Below are 17,975 nucleotides of genomic sequence, written 5' to 3'. Positions count from 1 at the left end.
CGTCACCACTGGCCGCGGGAGACCAGCACGTCCTTGAGGATGTCCGCGCGATCCGAGACGAGCCCATCGACTCCGATGTCGAGCAGATGCTGCATGTGGTCGCGCCGGTTGACGGTCCAGATGTGCACCTCGCGGCCGGCACGGTGCGCCGCCTCGACGTGGCGGCGAAGGATGAACGGCACCGGGCCGTTCCGCCAGGGGATCTGCAGCGCATCGACATCGCCGATGGTCTTCTCCGGGTCCGCTCCCACCCACGTCCCGAGCCACCACGCGATCGCCTCCCGTTCAGCTGCCGGCGTCGCGACCGGCTTCGACAGCAGCTTGAGGGTGGCTCGGCGCCTGGCCGCGGAGAACGATCCCACGCACACCCGATCGTGCGCCTTGGTCCTCTCGATCACGGAGGCGACCGGCTCGATGCCGGAGCTCTCCTTGACGTCGATGTTGACCTTGACGTCAGGCCACGTGCCCAGCACGTCCTCGAGCTTCGGCACCGGTTCCACGCCGCCGATGCGCGCCCGCCTCACGGTCGCCCAGTCATGGTCGGAGACGGCGCCCGTGGCGTCCGTGGTGCGGTCGAGCGTCGCATCGTGGAGAGCGACGGCCACGCCGTCGCGCGAGCCATGCGCGTCGGTCTCCAGGTAGCGGAAGCCCAGGTCGACCGCGGCCTGGAACGCCTTCATCGAGTTCTCGAGCCCCTCACGCGAGAAGCCGCGGTGAGCGAGCGCAACCGGCTTGCCGCCGTTGTCGAAGTACGCGTGGCGTGGGCTCACTCCTTCACCCTATCCACGGCAGCCTCGCCAGCGTCGAGCGACCGCGGTCGCAGCCCGAGCCACACCAGCTCGTCGTGCAGCAGCGCACGCCTCCCCGCGTTCGCGTAGGTCGCGGCAGTGTGCCCGAGAGCGTCGTAGACCACGCGGCCGCCGCTGCCGTTGGCACGGACGCCATGGCCCGACACGGCGTGCGCCCACGCGATCGGGCGTCCCTCGTGGGTGGCGAGCACCTCGACGTCTCCCACGCGCAGGTCTGCATAGAACTCGTCCTCGATCTCGAAGCTGCGCTGCGGTGCGCCGGCCACGTCGACCGTGCCCGGTCCGAACGGCGGATGGAAGGAGACGTCTCGCACCCACCGGCCGCCGAGCAGGCGCTCCCAGTCGTGCCACCCCGGGAACGATGTGGCGGCCGAGTGCAGCGCGAGCAGACGCCCCCCGCCTTCGACGTAGTGCACGAGCGTCCCGCGCGCCTCGCGCGACGGCCCTCCGTCGGGTCCGACGCCTGAGCACAGGACGAGCAGGTCTGGCGCGTCGTGCTGGAGCGAGAGGAGGGCGCGCTCCACCTCGTCGACGACCTCCACCGCGCCGTACGCCTCGAGCACATGCGCAAGCGCATCGGCCACCCCTGCGAAGTCGTGCCACGCGTCGGCGTAGGCGTGGCCGCCGTAGGCGAGGAGGATGGTCACGGCAGCACCCTCTCGACGAAGCCGGCGACCGCGTCGAGGTACACCCTCCTGGGCTGCTCGTCCGACAGCGCGAGATCATGGATCGCGCCCGGCACGACGAGCAGCTCGACGCCGGCGCCGATCCCTGGAGCGTAAGCCTCGATCGCGGCGACGTCCACCACCGTGTCCTGGCTGCCGTGGCGGGGATTGTCGAGGCGATCGGGGCCTGTCGAGTCGGCGCTGCCGACCAGCACCGGCACCGCGATGTCGAGGCCGGCGGCCACGCGGCGCCGCGCAGCCTGGGTCGCGGCCAGCCAGCCCGCGGTCGCGCCCACGCCGCGCGGACTCTTCCACGCGGTGTCGAACTCCCAGCCTCGAGAGACGAGGCCGGTCGTGTAGGGAGACGGCGCCGGGACCACGACCTGCCGGGGACGCACGCGCGCCAGCGTCGGCACGGCTCGCATGGCCGCGGCCTGCCATGCCGTCATCGGAAGACCGAAGAGGGGACCGTCGAGCACGAGCCCGGCCAGGGCGGGGTCGGGGCGGTCGTTGGCCCAGATGCTCGCCGCGAGCGCGCCGGTCGAATGGGCGTGAACCACGAGCGGCAGCTCCTCACCGGTGCGTGCGCTCGCGTCCGCCACGGCTGCGGCGCTCGCGTCAGCGAGGTCCTCGACCAGCTCGTCGATGTGGTCGAGGTGGTGTGCCTGGTTGCGCGCACGCAGGGAGCGGCCGGCGCGGCGCATGTCGACGGCGTAGGGCACGCAACCGGCCGCGCCGAGCGCGTCGGCGAGGTGGGTGGCGAAGAAGTAGTCGTTGTAGCCATGGACGATCAGGGCCGCGCCTCGCGGCTGCCCGGGAAGCTCCGTCCGGCGCACGAGCGTGCGGGTGAGCTCGCCGTCAGCGCGAGGGGGAAAGACCGTCGGAGGCCCGAGGTCCGCTGCCTCATAGCCGGCGAGCACGTCGTCGACCCACGCCAAACCAGCGGGTTCGACCTGCTCCTCGGCCACCGCATCGGCGCTGATCGGTTCCATGATCCGATGCTATCCCCGTGCGGTCGGGACGCGCAGGGCGCGCCCGCCACCTGCCGTTCATGGTCCTAGGGCACGCTGTGACCATGAGCGACCACGACGACGTGCTGCCCTCTGTCTCGGATGCGCCCGGCTATCCCGATGCCGATCGCGTCCCTCGCAAGCAGGTGTGGTCCTGGGCGCTCTGGGACTGGGCCACGCAGCCGTTCAACTCCGTCATCATCACGTTCGTGTTCACCGCGCTGTACCTCACCTCGGACAGCTTCATCGATCCGGCCATCGCGGCGCTGGGCGAGGGCGACCCCGAGTACGACGCCGCCATCGACGGACTCACGTCCTCCTTGGGCTGGGGCATCACGGCGGCCGGGGTGCTGGTCGCACTGCTCGCACCCGTGCTCGGCCAGCGTGCCGATGCGGCCGGACGCCGCAAGTCGTGGCTAGGGGTCACCACGCTGCTCCTCGTGGGCTGCGTGGGCGGCCTGTACTTCGTGGAGGCCACGCCGGATGCGTTCTGGCTGGGTGCGGGGCTCATCGCTCTCGGGTCGATCATCGCGGAGATCGCCAACGTCAACTACTACGCGATGATGGTGCAGGTCTCGACGCCCCGCACGATGGGCCGCGTGTCCGGGTTGGGCTGGGGCCTGGGATACATGGGCGGCATCGCCGCGCTGGTGCTGGTGGTGCTGCTCGACGCCTTCGAGTGGTTCGGGATGGACACCTCGAACGGCATGGCGTACCGCCTGATCGCGGTCGGGTGCGCGGTGTGGACGCTCGCCTTCGCATGGCCGCTGTTCCTGTTCGTGCCCGAGGCGAAGGGCTCGAGCCGACCCACCGTCGGGCTGCTGCGGGGCTACGCCATCCTGTGGAGGGACCTCCGCGCGCTGTGGGCCGATGCGCGCTCGACCTTGTGGTTCCTCCTCGCCTCGGCGGTGTACAGGGACGGCCTCGCCGGGGTCTTCACGTTCGGCGCGATCATCGCGGCCGTCGCATTCGGGTTCTCGGACCAGCAGGTCATCATGTTCGGCATCGCGGCCAACCTGATCGCTGGGGTGTCGACCATGATCTTCGGCCGCTTCGACGACGTGTGGGGTCCGAGGCGCGTCATCATTCTCGCGCTGTCCGTGATCGTGGGGGCCGGCATCGTCATCGTGGTGTTCCACGGCACGGGCGCGACGGTGTTCTGGGTGTGCGGGCTGCTCCTGTCCGGCATGGTGGGTCCAGCTCAGGCCGCGTCGCGATCGCTCCTTGCGCGGGTCTCGCCCGCCGGGCGGGAGGCGGAGATGTTCGGGCTCTACGCGACCACCGGTCGCGCGGCGTCCTTCATGGCGCCCGCGATGTGGGCACTGACCATCACGATCTTCGGGGCGACCATCTGGGGGACACTAGGGATCATCGCGGTGGTCGCCGCGGGTCTGGTGCTGCTGCTGTTCGTTCGGACGCCTGCCGATCGGGGCGCGCCAGCGCCCGAGCGGTTCTGAGACGCCATCCCGGCGCGCGCGTCCACGCGAGCGTTGCTTGCCCCGTGGCGAAGCGGGGCGCGGAAGACCGACGGCCCGCCACCATCTGCGCGCTCAGGCGGAGATGGTGGCGGGCCGGAACAGCAGTGGTTCCGCGATGCGGTCAGTCGGCAGATGCGGGGGAGTCGGGAGTCTCCGGTGTCGCCTCGGTGGTGGCGACAGGCTGAGCGCCCGCCTCGCCGTCCGGTGACTCGCCCTCTTCGGCCTCGTCCTCGTCGTCGAGCTTGCGCTCGACGTTGCGGGCGATGCCGATGATGGTGTCCCCCTTGGCGGGCTTGGCGAAGGTGACGCCCATCGTGTCCTTGCCCTTGGCGGGCACCTCGGACACGGGAGAGCGCATGACCTTGCCCGACGCCATGATGACCAGCACCTCGTCGGACTCGTCCACGAGCATCGCGCCCACGAGGTCGCCGCGCTCCTCGGTCAGCTTGGCGACCTTCACGCCCAGACCGCCGCGGTGCTTGGGCGTCCATGCGGAGACGGCCGTGCGCTTGGCGAACCCGTTCTGGGTGACGACGAACGAGAACGGACCACCCGCATCGGCCGCCACCTCTGCCGCGGCCTCGTCGGACGCCTCCGAGACTCCCAGGTCCTCGGCGTCGGGGACGGACGCGTCGATGACGTCCAGCGCGAGCAGCTCATCGTCACCGCGGAAGCTCATGCCCTTGACGCCTGACGTCGCGCGCCCGGTCGAGCGGATCTCGGTTTCGGTGGCGTGGAAGCGCAGCGACTGGCCCTTGCGCGACACGAGCATGAGGTCGTCCTCGGGGCCGACCAGCCGCGCGGAGACGAGCTCGTCGGGGTGGACCTCGCCGTCCTCGTCCTCGACGTCACGAAGATTGATCGCGATCAGGCCGCCGGTGCGGTTCGAGTCATAGGCGGTGAGGTCGGTCTTCTTGACGAGGCCACGCTTGGTGGCGAGCACCAGATAGGGCTTGTCCTCGTAGCTCTTGAGGTCGAGCACCTGCGCGATCTCCTCGCCCGGCTGGAATGCGAGCAGGTTGGCGACGTGCTGCCCCTTCGAGTCGCGGCCGCCCTCAGGCAGCTCGTAGCCCTTCGCGCGGTACACGCGTCCCAGGTTGGTGAAGAACAGCAGCCAATGGTGCGTGGTGGTGACGAAGAAGTGGTCCACCATGTCGTCGGTGCGCAGGGTCGCGCCGCGCACGCCCTTGCCGCCGCGCTTCTGCGCCCGGTACTGATCGGAACGCGTGCGCTTGGCGTAGCCGCCACGCGTGATGGTGACGACCACCTCCTCCTCGGCGATGAGGTCCTCGATGTCGACGGAGCCGTCGAACGGGGAGATCTCGGTGCGCCGCTCGTCGCCGAACTTCGTGACGATGGCCGCGAGCTCGTCGGACACGATGGTCCGCTGACGCGGAACGCTCGCGAGGATGTCCTTGAGGTCCTCGATCTTCTCCATCAGCTCGGCGTACTCGGCCTCGATCTTCTGGCGCTCGAGGGCAGCGAGGCGGCGCAGCTGGAGGTTGAGGATCGCGTTGGCCTGCACCTCGTCGACGTCGAGCAGCTCCATGAGGCCCTCGCGAGCCTCGTCGACCGTGGGCGAGCGACGGATGAGCGCGATGACCTCGTCGAGCTGGTCGAGCGCCTTCACGTAGCCGCGCAGGATGTGGGCCTCGCGCTCGGCCTTGGCCAGACGGAACGCGGTGCGGCGCTGGATGACCTCGATCTGGTGCGTGATCCAGTGGCGCACGAACGCGTCGATCGGGAGCGTCCTGGGGACGCCGTCCACGAGCGCCACCATGTTCGCCCCGAAGGTGTCCTGCAGCTGGGTGTGCTTGTAGAGGTTGTTGAGCACCACCTTGGCGACCGCGTCGCGCTTGAGCACGATGACCAGGCGCTGGCCGGTACGGCCGGAGGTCTCGTCGCGGATGTCGGCGATGCCGGCGATCTTGCCGTCCTTGACGAGCTCGGCGATCTTCAGAGCGAGGTTGTCGGGGTTGACCTGGTACGGCAGCTCCGTGACCACCAGGCACTGGCGGCCCTGGATCTCCTCGACGTTGACGATCGAGCGCATGGTGATCGAGCCGCGTCCCGTCCGGTACGCCTCCTCGATGCCCTTGCGGCCCAGGATCATCGCTCCCGTGGGGAAGTCCGGGCCCTGGATGCGCTCGATCAGCGCGTCCTGCAGCTCCTCCTTCGAGGCCTCGGGGTGGCTGAGCGCCCACTGCACGCCGTCGGCGACCTCGCGCAGGTTGTGGGGAGGGATGTTGGTCGCCATGCCGACCGCGATGCCGGCCGAGCCATTGACGAGCAGGTTGGGGAAGCGCGACGGCAGGACGGACGGCTCCTGGGTGCGGCCGTCGTAGTTGTCCTGGAAGTCGACCGTGTCCTCGTCGATGTCGCGCACCATCTCCATGGCGATCTGCGCCATGCGCGACTCGGTGTAGCGGTGTGCGGCCGCGGGGTCGTTGCCCGGCGATCCGAAGTTGCCCTGGCCGTCAGCGAGCGGGTAGCGCAGCGACCAGTCCTGCACCATGCGCACGAGGGTGTCGTACACCGCACCGTCTCCGTGCGGGTGATAGTTGCCCATCACCTCGCCGATGATGCGCGTGCACTTGGAGAACGCGCGGTCGGGTCGGTAGCCGCCGTCGTACATCGCATAGATGACGCGGCGGTGCACCGGCTTCAGGCCGTCGCGCACGTCCGGCAGCGCGCGGCCGACGATGACCGACATCGCGTAGTCGAGGTACGACTGCTGCATCTCGACATTGAGATCGACCTGATCGATCCGGCCATGGTTGTGGATCTCAGATGTCAAGGAACCTCACGTCCTTCGCGTTGCGCTGAATGAAGTTGCGGCGGGACTCGACGTCCTCGCCCATGAGGATCGAGAAGGTCTCGTCCGCGAGGGCGGCGTCGTCCATGGTGATCTGCATGAGGGTGCGGGTCTCCGGGTCCATGGTGGTCTCCCACAGCTCGGAGTAGTCCATCTCGCCCAGGCCCTTGTAGCGCTGGATGCCGTTGTCCTTGGGGATCTTCTTCCCGTTGGCCAGGCCATCCTTCAGGACTGCGTCGCGCTCCCGGTCAGTGAAGACGTAGTCGTGGTCCGCGTTGGACCACTTGATCTTGTACAGCGGTGGCTGCGCGAGGTACACGTAACCGGCCTCGATGAGCGGGCGCATGTAGCGGAACAGCACCGTGAGCAGCAGGGTGCGGATGTGCTGGCCGTCGACGTCGGCATCGGCCATCAGCACGATCTTGTGGTACCGCGACTTCTCGATGTCGAACTCGTCGCCGATGCCCGATCCGAAAGCGGTGAACAGCGCCTGGATCTCGGTGTTGGCCAACGCCTTGTCGAGCCGGGCGCGCTCGACGTTGAGGACCTTGCCGCGCAGCGGCAGGATCGCCTGGGTCGCGGGGTTGCGGCCACGCACCGCCGAGCCTCCGGCCGAGTCGCCCTCGACCAGGAAGATCTCCGAGATCGACGGGTCCTTCGAGGAGCAGTCGCGCAGCTTGCCCGGCATGCCCCCGGACTCGAGCAGGCCCTTGCGGCGGGTGGCCTCGCGGGCCTTGCGGGCGGCGATGCGCGCCTGCGAGGCCTGCATCGCCTTGCGGATGACCTCCTTGGCCTCGTTCGGGTGGGCGTCGAACCAGTCGGTGAGCTGCTCGCCCACGACCTTCTGCACGAACGTCTTGGCCTCGGTGTTGCCCAGCTTGGTCTTGGTCTGGCCCTCGAACTGCGGCTCTCCGAGCTTGACCGAGATGACGGCGGTCAGGCCCTCGCGGACGTCGTCGCCCGTGAGGTTGTCGTCCTTGTCCTTGAGGATCGCCTTGTCACGGGCGTAGCGGTTGATGAGCGAGGTCAGCGCGGCGCGGAAGCCCTCCTCGTGGGTGCCGCCCTCGGTGGTGGCGATGGTGTTCGCATACGTGAACACGGACTCGGAGTACGCATTGGTCCACTGCATCGCCATCTCGAGCGACACCTTCTTCTCGGTGTCCTCGGCCTCGAGAGAGATCACCTCGGCGTGCACGAGCTCCGCCTTCTTGGTGTCGTTGAGGTGGGAGACGTAGTCGACCAGTCCGCCGTCGTAGCGGTAGGTCACCGAGCGCGACGTGGGGGCGTCCTCGTCTCCCTCCTCGTCGAGGTCCTCGGAGGGCGAGATGTGCTCGGGGCGCTCATCGGTCAGCGTGATGGACAGGCCCTTGTTGAGGAACGCCATCTGCTGGAAGCGCGCGCGCAGCGTCTCGAAGTCGTAGACGGTGGTCTCGAAGATCGAGTCGTCGGCCCAGAAGGTCTGCTGCGTGCCGGTCTCGTCGGTCGCCTCTCCCTTCTCGAGGGTGCCCTGAGGCTTGCCGCCGTCGGCGAAGGTCTGCGACCACACGTGGCCCTGGCGCTTGACGACCGTCTCCACTCGCGACGACAGCGCGTTGACCACGGAGATGCCCACGCCGTGCAGGCCGCCCGAGACGGCGTAGCCGCCGCCGCCGAACTTGCCGCCCGCGTGCAGGATCGTCATGACGACCTCGACGGTGGGCTTGCCCTCGGTGGGGTGGATGTCCACAGGGATGCCGCGACCGTTGTCGGTCACGCGCACGCCGCCATCCTGTTGCAGGGTGACGGTGATGGTGTCGCAGTGTCCGGCGAGGGCCTCGTCGACCGAGTTGTCGACGACCTCGTAGACCAGGTGGTGCAGGCCGCGCTCGCCCGTCGAACCGATGTACATGCCGGGGCGCTTGCGGACGGCCTCGAGGCCCTCCAGGACGGTGATGTTCTCAGCGCCGTAGGCAGGCTGAGCCGCCTGCGCGTCAGTGTCGGCCACAGATTTCGCCTTTCACGGGACTCTCGCGGCCTCAGACGGGACGCGGTGTACTGCAGACCATTCTAGACGGTTCTAGGGCCGATCTGGGGCTACTGGAGGCCCTTTGTGGACATCGGCAGGGCTTGACTTTTCGAGGTGCCTCGGGTGCTCCCCTTTCCTGCCGCCGATGCGCCCTTGGGTCACGCGGTGACGCCCAACCGGGCGAGCAGCTCGGCTCGCTCGGATGCCGGGGGTCTCTCGTCGAGCCGCGCGGCCGCCACGACAGCGTCCCACGCTCGGGAGCGGTGGACGATCCCCGGCGACAGCTCCTCGATCCTCGTCTCGTACCCGGCGAGCGTCGCGGCAAGCTCCTGCGGTGTCTCGGGAGGGTCGTAGTGGACCTCGCTCGCCAGCAGCAGGCGCGTTCGAGCGACGTCTGCCGTGCGTGGCGCCGCCATCCCATCCGTCCAGTCGATGATGACCGGCCCGGCGGCCCACAGCACATTGTGGGGGTGCAGGTCCATGTGGCAGAGGACCCTGACCTCGCTCGCCGCGAGCCGATCGAGCTCGCCGAGCACCGCGGCGCGGACCCTCTCAGGGAGGTCGACGGCCCGGATCTGGTGACCGAGGAAGTCCTCGACGCGCACCGCATCTGCAGGATCGCAGCGGTGGATCAGGTCATGGAGGTCGGCGAGCGCGGCCCCCACGCCGGCCGGACCGATGATGCCGGCACGCTCATCGAGGTGCTCGCCCTCGACGTACGCGAAGGTGAGAGTGGGCGGCTCGGCTGCGAGATCCGACTCGAGCAGCGGCGCGACCGGCAGTCCCGCTGCCATCGCGATCCGCGTGGAGCGGTCCTCGAGGCCGGCGACCATCGCAGGAATCGACGGCTCGAAGGTCTTCACGACCGTGCCCGGCCGTCCGCGGCGCACCACGGCGGTCGCGCCGCGCGCGACCTCCTCGCCCTCCGTCCACGCGGTCACCCGTACGTATCCCGCGGGCCGCGGCCGGGAACGCGGCGCTGGCCGCGGACCCACGACCGTGCCGTAGGCCCCAGCACCTTGAGCTCGCGCACGATGTCGCGGCCGAACTCCTCATTGATGCGGTGGCGAATCTGGCCGGACATGATGCCCAGCTGGGTCGCCCATGCGGTCGAGCTCGCCTTCACCGTGAGCACACCCTCGTCGAAGCTGAGAGGCTCGCAATGGTCGGCGATCTGGTCGCCCACGACCTCGCGCCACCTGCCCGTCACGCCGGACACCTCGACCTGCTCGGTCCAGCCCATGCGGCGCAGCAGCGCATCGACGGCGTCGGACATCGGCGCAGGGTCGCGCCCTGCGCTGAACGGCTGCGACTCGCGCCTCTTCTGATCGCGCTGCCTGCGCGCGGCCTTGGGGGCGGTGCGATAGGCACCTCTCTCGCGGGCCGATGCGCGGGTTCGCTCCATCGCCTGCCGCGCCAGGTCGGCACCCGCCTTGGCATCGGCGGCTGCGTCCCGCGCGTCGGGCGCGTCGGGCGCGTCGGGCGCGTCAGGCATGGTCCTCAGCCAGCGCATCGGCCGTCGTCTGCGACGAGTCGCCGGTCACGGCGCCGTCTGCGACGGTGAGCACCTGACCCTTCATCGCCTCGGGAACGTCTGAGGCGACTGCGGCCGTGATGAGCACCTGGCTCGCGTCGGACAGCCGAGCCGCGAGCGCGTCCCGCCGGCCGGTGTCGAGCTCGGCGAAGACGTCGTCGAGGATGAGCACCGGCTCGCCGTCGTCCTGGTCGTCCGGACCGCCGTCCGCGGTGAGCAGCGCATAGGTGCCGAGGCGTAGCGCGAGCGCGCACGACCACGACTCCCCGTGGCTCGCATACCCCTTGGCAGGCAGGTCGCCGAGCCGGACCTCGAGATCGTCCCGATGCGGTCCGGCGAGGGTCACGCCGCGCTCGATCTCCTTGTCCCTCACGTCCTGGAGCCGCGACAGCAGGGCCGATGCGAGGGTGGCGGCAGGCGCGTCCGCCTCCCATGCCTCGTGGTCGGCAAGGCTGGTCGAGTAGGAGATCGCACACTCTCCACCCTCGGGTGCGACTGCGGCATAGGCGTCGACGACGTGCGGCGCGAGCGCCCGGACGGCTCGCAGCCGGGCGGCGAGGATGCGGCCTCCCAGGTGTGCCAGCTTCTCGTCCCAGATGTCGAGCATCGTGAGATCTCCGCGAGCGTTCTTCGCGGTCTTCAGCATGCTCGAACGCTGACGGAGCACTCTGTCGTAGTCCGAGAGGTCGCCCGCGAGCGCGGGCTGCAGCGCGACGCACAGCTCGTCCATGAAGGCGCGCCGGCCGGCGGGGTCACCCTTGACGAGCGCGAGATCCTCGGGCGCGAAGACCACCGTGCGCAGCACGCCCAGCAGATCGCGGGGCTTCGCTGCGGCGCGACCGATGCGGGCGGTGTTGGCCTTGCCCGGGTTCAGCGTCACCTCGAGCGCGAGCGACCGACCCGACTTCTCGACACGCGCCCTCACCACGGCCCTTTCAGTGCCAGCCCTGATGAGCGGTGCATCGGCCGCGACCCGGTGCGAGGACAGCGTCGACAGGTAGCGGACCGCCTCGACCACGTTGGTCTTGCCCTGCCCGTTGCGGCCCACCAGCGTGGTGACGCGCGGCCCGAACTCGATCTCCTCATCCGCGTACGAGCGGAAGTCGACCAGGTGCAGGTGCGTGACGCGCATGGGCGCTACGACTGGATGCGGATGGGCACCAGCAGATAGCGGAACTCGGTCTGGGTGTCGCCGCCTGGCTTGTCGAGCCCCACGAACTCGACGGGCTTGGTCTCCTGCGTGAAGCCCAGCTGCACGTACTCGGCGTTGAGAGCACCCAGCCCGTCGAGGAGGTACTGCGGGTTGAATGCCACCGTGATCGCGTCACCGTCGAGCTCGCATTCGAGAGCCTCCGACGCCTGCGCGTCGTCGCTCTGCCCCGCATCGAGGGTGACCTCGCCCTCCGCGAAGGCCAGGCGCACCGACGAGTTGCGCTCGGCGACCAAGGACACGCGTCGGGTCGCCTCGATCAGGTCGGTGGTCTTCACCACCGCCTTGATGGGGCTCTCGTCGGGGAAGAGCCGACGAACCTGGGGATAGTCGCCGTCCATGAGCAGCGACGTGGTGGTCAGCCCTGCGGCCTCGAAGCCCACCAGGTCGACGCCCTGGCCCGAGCTCAGCGCGACCGTGACCTCGCCCGCGCCGAGCGCCTTCGCCGTGTCGCCCAGCGTGCGCGCTCGCACGAGGGCGACGGAGGATGCGTCGGAGCTCGACGGCTTCCACGTCAGCTCGCGCAGCGCCAGCCGGTAGCGGTCGGTGGCGAGAAGGGAGATGTGGGACCCCTCGATCTCCATGCGCACACCGGTGAGGATCGGCAGCGTCTCATCTCGGGACGCCGCGACCGTGACCTGGGAGACAGCGCGCTGGAACTCGGCGCCGTCGATCGTCCCGGAGTGATCGGGCAGCTCGGGCAGAGCGGGGTATTGATCGACCGGCATGGTCGCGAGCGTGAAGCGAGAGGCGCCGCAGGTGACGGAGACCTTCGAGCCGGCGAGCGAGAACTCGACCGGCTTGTGCGGCAGGGCGTTGGCGATCTCCTTCAGGAGTCGACCAGACACGAGCACCTCGCCGGCCTGGTCGACGTCAGCGGCGAAGGAACCGCGAGCCGAGACCTCGTAGTCGAAGCTCGCGAGCGACACCTCGCCCGACGCATCGGCCGTGATGCGCACGCCTGCGAGCACCGGCACGGGCGGGCGTGCCGGCACGGCACGCGATACCCACGCGACGGCATCGGCCAGCACGTCGCGGTCGACAGAGAATTTCATTGATGCGCTCCTCGTTTGCTGTCGCACAGACTACGCCAACGCTCCCACATCCGAAGGGCATTCGCGGCGGTCGCCGCGAACGAGGCGCTGAGCGTCATGAAGGTCGATCGGGATGAATGGTGAATGACAAGAGTGAGTAGTCGTCATAGGTCCGGTGGAATCTGGGGAGAACTCTTCGCATCCCTGGTATTCGCTCACTCTCCGATGTGAGAATCCTGGGGAGCGAGCGCGGGATCGCGCCGTGCAGGGCGTGGATGCGGATGTGTCATTCACAGGTGACGATGAATGGTCCACAGATTCCTCCCTGTGGATCGACCGTGTTGTCCACGGCCATTCACAGGTTTTTCCACAGGTGTGAAGTTCGCGGCAGCTCCTTGCGGGTGCGACGCGGCGGCTGCCAGGTCAGGCGCGGGACTGCTGCTTGATGCGCGCGTGGATCTCGTTGACCTGGTTGTACATCTGACGGCGCTGGGCGATCTGGTCCTCGACCTTCTTGACCGCGTACATCACGGTGGTGTGGTCCTTGCCGCCAAAGTGCTCGCCGATCTTGGGCAGCGACAGGTCGGTGAGCTGCCGGCACAGGTACATGGCGATCTGACGTGCCGTCACGTAGACGCGGCTGCGCGACGTGCCCGTCAGCTCCTCCATCGAGATGCCGAAGTAGTCCGCCGTGGTGCCGATGATCGAGGAGGCGGTGATCTCGGAGTCATCGTCGGAGATCAGATCCTTCAGGACCACCTGCGCGAGCGACAGGTCGACAGGCTGCTTGTTGAGCGCGGCGAACGCGGTGACGCGGATCAGCGCACCCTCGAGCTCGCGAATGTTGCTGGTGATGTTGGAGGCGATGTACTCGAGCACGTCTGGCGGCGCCTGCACGTCATCCGCGGCGGCCTTCTTGCGCAGGATCGCGATGCGCGTCTCGAGGTCGGGAGGCTGGACGTCCGTCATCAGGCCCCACTCGAAGCGGGTGCGCATGCGCTCCTCGATGCCGTCGAGGTTGCGTGGGCTGACATCAGAGGTGATGACCACGTGCTTGCCCGCGTTGTGCAGCGCATTGAACGTGTGGAAGAACTCCTCGAGCGTCTGCTCCTTGCCCTGCAGGAACTGGATATCGTCGATGAGGAGGACGTCCACCTCCCGATAGGTGCGCTTGAAGCTGAGCGACTGATCGTCACGGATCGAGTTGATGAAGTCGTTGGTGAACTCCTCGGAGTTCACGTATCGCACGCGCGTCTGCGGCTTGAGATGCCTGGTGTAGTGGCCGATGGCGTGCAGGAGGTGGGTCTTGCCCAGCCCGGAGTCGCCGTAGATGAACAGCGGGTTGTAGGTCTTGCCAGGCGACTCAGCGACGGCGAGTGCAGCCGCGTGGGCGAACCGGTTCGAGGAGCCGATGACGAACGTGTCGAAGGTGTACCGAGGGTTGAGATGGGGGTCCTCGATGGCCGCAGGCGGCGGCGTGACCTCCCGGCGCTGCTGGCGCGGTGGCACCGGCTCGTGGTCGTCCTCGAGCGCGGTCGGCTCGGGCGGGCTGACCGAGGCGTCGACCGTCACCGCGATCCTGACGTCTCGGCCCAGCGCCTCCGACAGGGCCCTGGTGACCAGGTCGCGGATGGTGTTCTCGACGTAGGTCTTGGTGAACTCCTCGCGGACGGCCAGGAAGACATTGGTCTCGACGATCGCGAGCGGCTTGATGAGGCGGATGAAGCTGCGGTGCTGCGCCGTCACCTCGGAACTGTCCTGGAGGATGGCGAGCGTTCGGGTCCACACCTCGTCCATCGACTCGGTGCCGGGCTGAACAGCCATCGACGCTCCTCTTCTGCGGCGTTCTCCACATGGTTGTGCACAGGCGGTTGAGACAATGTCACCTGTTCGTTACCGGCACCACGGCGTGTCGCTCACAGGTCGCGGCCCCGTGATGGTGGAGCCTATCCTGTTCGGGGCGCGCGTCCAATGCGCTCGAGGTGATTTGACCGCAGCGCTGTGCGCGCGTAACGTTAGTGCGCTGTTCTACCCGTACCTGACCAGACTTATTGTGGAGTGACCCGTGAGCAAGCGGACTTTCCAGCCGAACAACCGCAAGCGTGCCAAGACGCACGGCTTCCGCCTTCGCATGCGCACCCGCGCCGGACGCTCGATCCTCGCATCGCGCCGTCGCAAGGGTCGCGACAAGCTCTCGGCGTAAGGTGCTGCCGGCCCGTTCCCGGATGACGGACGCCGCGGACTTCACAGCCGCGATGCGCCAGGGCTCCAGGAGCGGCCGGCGAACCATCGTCGTGTACGTGAGGCAAACCGGCCAGGCTGACAGCGTGGCCGGTTTCGCTGTATCCAAGGCCGTGGGAGGTGCGGTGGTACGCAATCGTGTGAAGCGGCGCCTCCGCGCCGTCATGCGCGATGAGCTGCCCCAGCTCCCGCGCGGGTCAGCGGTGGTGGTGCGGGCGCTCCCCCGCGCAGCCGAGGTCGGGTTCGTGCAGCTCGCGAGCGACGTGAGCGACGCGCTCGCCACGGCTGTTCGCAAGGCGGCCCTGGCATGAGCGGTGCTCGCGCGGTCAGCGCCGTCGCCGCGGTGCCCCGCCTTGTGCTCATCGGGCTGATCCGTGCGTACCAGGTGACGGTGTCGCCCCTGCTAGGTCCCCGTTGCAAGTACTACCCGTCCTGCTCGCACTATGGGCTCGAAGCGGTGCGCAGACACGGCGCCGTCACGGGGGTCGTGCTCGCCGCCTGGCGCGTGCTGCGATGCAACCCATGGAGCCACGGCGGAGTCGACGATGTTCCACACGCCGGCGAACCCCTGTTCCGTCGCCACACTCACACTTCTCCTGACGCTGACGCGTCGCTCACCTCGATCTAAGGACCGCTGTGCTCGATACGATCCTCTTCCCTCTTGAATGGGTGGTCGCCAACATCATGGTGGCCTGGCACACCCTCTTCACCTGGCTGGGCCTGGACAGCGGGTCGGGCTGGGCCTGGACCCTGTCGATCGTCGGCCTGGTGGTGACGATCCGCATCCTCCTGATCCCGCTCTTCGTGAAGCAGATCAAGGCGTCTCGTGCGATGCAGGTGATCGCGCCGGAGCTGAAGGCGATCCAGAACAAGTACAAGGGCAAGAAGGATCAGGCATCGCGGGAGGCGATGAGCCGCGAGACGATGGAGCTGTACTCCAAGCACAAGACCAACCCCTTCGCCTCCTGTCTGCCGATCCTCGTCCAGGCACCGATCTTCTTCGCTCTCTTCCGGGTGCTCAACTACAAGATGAACCCCCAGCCGGACGGCAGCTACGAGGGCATCGGTTGGCTGACGCCCGAGCTCGCCGAGCAGGGACACGACGCGACGATCTTTGGTGCGCAGCTGTCGGAGACGTTCATCAGTTCCCAGGGAGCGGCCGCGAAGATCGTCTCCGCGGTGCTGATCGTCGCCATGGTCGCGACGACCTTCCTCACGCAGCGCCAGCTCACGCAGAAGAACATGCCGGCCGCGGCCCTCGAGGGTCCCATGGCGCAGCAGCAGAAGATCCTCATGTACGCGCTGCCCTTCATCTTCGTCGTCACCGGCCCGAACTTCCCGGTCGGAGTCCTCATCTATTGGACCACCACCAACCTCTGGACCATGGGCCAGCAGTTCTATGTGATCCGGCGCAACCCCACTCCCGGCTCGGAGGCCGAACGGCTCCTCAAGCAGCGCCAGGCGGAGAAGGCCAAGCGCAATGGCCAGGTGATCGAGGGCACGGCCACGGACACCACGGCCATCGAGGCGCCCAAGACGGGACAGCGGCAGCAGCCTAAGAAGGGCGGGTCTCGGTCCCAACGCAAGAAGGGTCAGGCGAAGGCAGGAGCTCCCAGCGAGAGCACCGTCGAGCTGCCTGACAGCGACGGCGACGGCCGCGCAGACGATTCCACCACCGGCGACTCGACTACCAGCAAGGACAAGTGATGAGTGACTCTGAGAACGTCAAGAGCCTCGAGGCCGAGGGCGACGTCGCCGCGGACTTCCTCGAGGAGCTGCTGGACATCCTCGACATGGATGGAGACATCGACATCTCCGTCGAGGCCGGTCGCGCGAAGGTCGCCATCGTCGCGGATGGTCCGTCGCAGGACCTCAAGCGCCTGGTCGGACCGGAGGGCGAGGTGCTCGACGCGCTCCAGGACCTCGCCCGACTCGCGGTGCAGTCCGAGACTGGCGAGCTCAGCCGCCTCATGCTCGACATCGCCGACTTCCGCGCCGGCCGACGCGAGCGTCTCGCAGAGCAGGCGCGGGAGGCCATCGCCAGAGTCCAGGAGTCGGGCGATGCCGTCTCCCTGTCCCCCATGAATGCGTTCGAGCGCAAGGTCGTCCACGACGTGGTGCTGGAGGCGGGCCTGCGATCGGAGTCGGAGGGCGAGGATCCGCACCGCCACGTGGTCGTCCTCCCAAGCTCCTGACAGACGTTTCACGTGAAACAAGGGTCGTTCCGTTGAGCCACGATTCATCCCGGAGAGGCGCTCGTCCCGACTCTGCGCCGACAGGGCACGCCGGACCCGCCGGGGAGCCCTCGCTAGCTGACGGCCCTCTGCACCGCTCGGCGACTGTCTGTGAGTACTTTGGTGAGGCGTACGAGCGGGTCGAGGCCTTCGCGGAGCTGTTGGCCGACCAGGGCGTCCTGCGCGGGCTCATCGGGCCCCGTGAGGTCCCTCGACTGTGGGAACGGCACATCCTGAACTCCGCCGCCGTGGTGCCGTTCCTTTCCTCACCGTCTCCCATGCCCAGGGTGAGCGGAACCTCCGCGAGGGACAGCGGAGTGATCGTGGACATAGGATCTGGAGCCGGGCTGCCGGGCATGGTGATCGCTGCCATGCTCCCCGACCGCCGGATCGTGCTCGTCGAGCCGATGGAGCGACGCACCACCTGGCTCGCTGAGGCCAGCGAGCGCTGTGGGATCGAGAACGTCACGGTGGTTCGCGGGCGTGCGGAGGAGGTGTCCGACGTCGTCGAGGCCGATGTCATCACCGCGCGAGCCGTCGCGTCGATCGACAAGCTGGTCAAGTGGAGCGCTCCCCTCCTGGCGCCGGGCGGTCAGATGGTGCTGCTGAAGGGTCGCAGCGCGCCCGACGAACTCGAGCGCGCGAAGTACGTCCTGCGCCGGTATGGGCTCACCGGCACGGTCCACGCGGCACCGACCATCGCGTCGGTCGAGCCGACCACGGTGGTTCGCCTGAGTCGCATCTCCTGATCGCGGCGCCACGACGCGACGGGTTGTCCCCAGCCTTGTCCACAGCCACTTCACGCATGAAAACGGCGTTCTCCCCGTGAGTTCTCCACAGGATGTCCGGCGTGGGGCATCGCGGTAGAGTCGTGCGAAGTGCCGCTCTCGGTCAGGCCAGGGGCGGGACGTTTCACGTGAAACATGGAAGGAATTCGAGT

The 17,975-nt window shown here is 68.3% G+C and carries 17 protein-coding genes; 7 read left to right on the top strand and 10 right to left on the bottom strand.

What is annotated here, in order from left to right:
* Positions 1 to 2 precede the first annotated feature (2 nt).
* The 3 genes from B7K22_RS05825 to B7K22_RS05815 are packed head-to-tail and all read right to left on the bottom strand — an operon-like array spanning position 3 to position 2,466.
* Entirely contained in the window at positions 3 to 770 is a 768-nt protein-coding gene (locus B7K22_RS05825; RefSeq protein ID WP_084039026.1) for a glycerophosphodiester phosphodiesterase, read from the bottom strand.
* Positions 767 to 1,456 carry a ThuA domain-containing protein gene (locus B7K22_RS05820; protein WP_084039025.1) on the bottom strand — a complete coding sequence of 230 codons (690 nt, stop codon included), beginning with the start codon at positions 1,454 to 1,456 and terminating at the stop codon, positions 767 to 769. Before B7K22_RS05820 ends, B7K22_RS05825 begins: the two co-directional genes overlap by 4 nt.
* On the bottom strand, positions 1,453 to 2,466 hold the full coding sequence (locus B7K22_RS05815) for an alpha/beta hydrolase (RefSeq protein ID WP_084039024.1): 1,014 nt from the start codon (positions 2,464 to 2,466) through the stop codon (positions 1,453 to 1,455). The genes B7K22_RS05820 and B7K22_RS05815 overlap by 4 nt, the downstream gene beginning before the upstream one ends.
* An 83-nt stretch (positions 2,467 to 2,549) precedes the next feature.
* Between B7K22_RS05815 and B7K22_RS05810 the strand changes: the two genes are divergently transcribed.
* Complete coding sequence (locus B7K22_RS05810) at positions 2,550 to 3,941, top strand: MFS transporter (RefSeq protein ID WP_084039816.1); 1,392 nt, start codon at positions 2,550 to 2,552, stop codon at positions 3,939 to 3,941.
* Positions 3,942 to 4,083: 142 nt separating this feature from the next.
* On the opposite strand, the gene gyrA is transcribed toward B7K22_RS05810, so the two are convergent.
* From gyrA to dnaA, 7 genes are all read right to left on the bottom strand, one after another.
* Positions 4,084 to 6,702: a DNA gyrase subunit A gene (gene gyrA, locus B7K22_RS05805; RefSeq protein WP_084039814.1), complete on the bottom strand. Its 2,619-nt coding sequence runs from the start codon at positions 6,700 to 6,702 to the stop codon at positions 4,084 to 4,086.
* 46 nt (positions 6,703 to 6,748) lie between these two features.
* Positions 6,749 to 8,761, bottom strand: coding sequence for a DNA topoisomerase (ATP-hydrolyzing) subunit B (gene gyrB, locus B7K22_RS05800; RefSeq protein ID WP_084039023.1), 2,013 nt, complete (start codon positions 8,759 to 8,761; stop codon positions 6,749 to 6,751).
* A 179-nt stretch (positions 8,762 to 8,940) separates the two neighbouring features.
* Complete coding sequence (locus B7K22_RS05795) at positions 8,941 to 9,723, bottom strand: aminoglycoside phosphotransferase family protein (RefSeq protein WP_159448776.1); 783 nt, start codon at positions 9,721 to 9,723, stop codon at positions 8,941 to 8,943.
* A complete protein-coding gene (locus B7K22_RS05790; protein ID WP_084039021.1) occupies positions 9,720 to 10,277 on the bottom strand; it encodes a DUF721 domain-containing protein in 558 nt (185 codons plus the stop codon). The genes B7K22_RS05795 and B7K22_RS05790 overlap by 4 nt, the downstream gene beginning before the upstream one ends.
* The gene (gene recF / locus B7K22_RS05785; RefSeq protein WP_084039020.1) at positions 10,270 to 11,448 is read right to left on the bottom strand and encodes a DNA replication/repair protein RecF; all 1,179 of its coding nucleotides are present in this window, start codon (positions 11,446 to 11,448) and stop codon (positions 10,270 to 10,272) included. Before recF ends, B7K22_RS05790 begins: the two co-directional genes overlap by 8 nt.
* Positions 11,449 to 11,453: 5 nt before the next feature.
* The gene (dnaN, locus tag B7K22_RS05780) at positions 11,454 to 12,581 is read right to left on the bottom strand and encodes a DNA polymerase III subunit beta (RefSeq protein WP_084039019.1); all 1,128 of its coding nucleotides are present in this window, start codon (positions 12,579 to 12,581) and stop codon (positions 11,454 to 11,456) included.
* A gap of 402 nt (positions 12,582 to 12,983) precedes the next feature.
* The gene (gene dnaA, locus B7K22_RS05775) at positions 12,984 to 14,384 is read right to left on the bottom strand and encodes a chromosomal replication initiator protein DnaA (protein ID WP_234983327.1); all 1,401 of its coding nucleotides are present in this window, start codon (positions 14,382 to 14,384) and stop codon (positions 12,984 to 12,986) included.
* Between the two features lie 241 nt (positions 14,385 to 14,625).
* Between dnaA and rpmH the strand changes: the two genes are divergently transcribed.
* From rpmH to rsmG, 6 genes are read left to right on the top strand one after another with little or no spacing between them, the layout of a single operon-like run.
* The gene (gene rpmH, locus B7K22_RS05770) at positions 14,626 to 14,763 is read left to right on the top strand and encodes a 50S ribosomal protein L34 (RefSeq protein WP_084039018.1); all 138 of its coding nucleotides are present in this window, start codon (positions 14,626 to 14,628) and stop codon (positions 14,761 to 14,763) included.
* Positions 14,764 to 14,785: 22 nt separating this feature from the next.
* Entirely contained in the window at positions 14,786 to 15,112 is a 327-nt protein-coding gene (rnpA, locus tag B7K22_RS05765; protein ID WP_371327655.1) for a ribonuclease P protein component, read from the top strand.
* Positions 15,109 to 15,429 carry a membrane protein insertion efficiency factor YidD gene (gene yidD / locus B7K22_RS05760; protein ID WP_084039016.1) on the top strand — a complete coding sequence of 107 codons (321 nt, stop codon included), beginning with the start codon at positions 15,109 to 15,111 and terminating at the stop codon, positions 15,427 to 15,429. Before rnpA ends, yidD begins: the two co-directional genes overlap by 4 nt.
* 8 nt (positions 15,430 to 15,437) lie before the next feature.
* Positions 15,438 to 16,508: a membrane protein insertase YidC gene (yidC, locus tag B7K22_RS05755; protein ID WP_084039015.1), complete on the top strand. Its 1,071-nt coding sequence runs from the start codon at positions 15,438 to 15,440 to the stop codon at positions 16,506 to 16,508.
* A complete protein-coding gene (locus B7K22_RS05750) occupies positions 16,508 to 16,996 on the top strand; it encodes a R3H domain-containing nucleic acid-binding protein (protein ID WP_084039014.1) in 489 nt (162 codons plus the stop codon). Before yidC ends, B7K22_RS05750 begins: the two co-directional genes overlap by 1 nt.
* A 32-nt stretch (positions 16,997 to 17,028) precedes the next feature.
* Positions 17,029 to 17,784 (top strand): 16S rRNA (guanine(527)-N(7))-methyltransferase RsmG, encoded by a 756-nt coding sequence (gene rsmG / locus B7K22_RS05745; protein ID WP_084039013.1) that lies wholly within the window; start codon positions 17,029 to 17,031, stop codon positions 17,782 to 17,784.
* Positions 17,785 to 17,975 lie beyond the last annotated feature (191 nt).

It is taken from the genome of Demequina sp. NBRC 110053, assembly GCF_002090095.1.
Taxonomy (GTDB): domain Bacteria; phylum Actinomycetota; class Actinomycetes; order Actinomycetales; family Demequinaceae; genus Demequina.
This window is presented reverse-complemented; position numbering and strand designations above follow the sequence as displayed.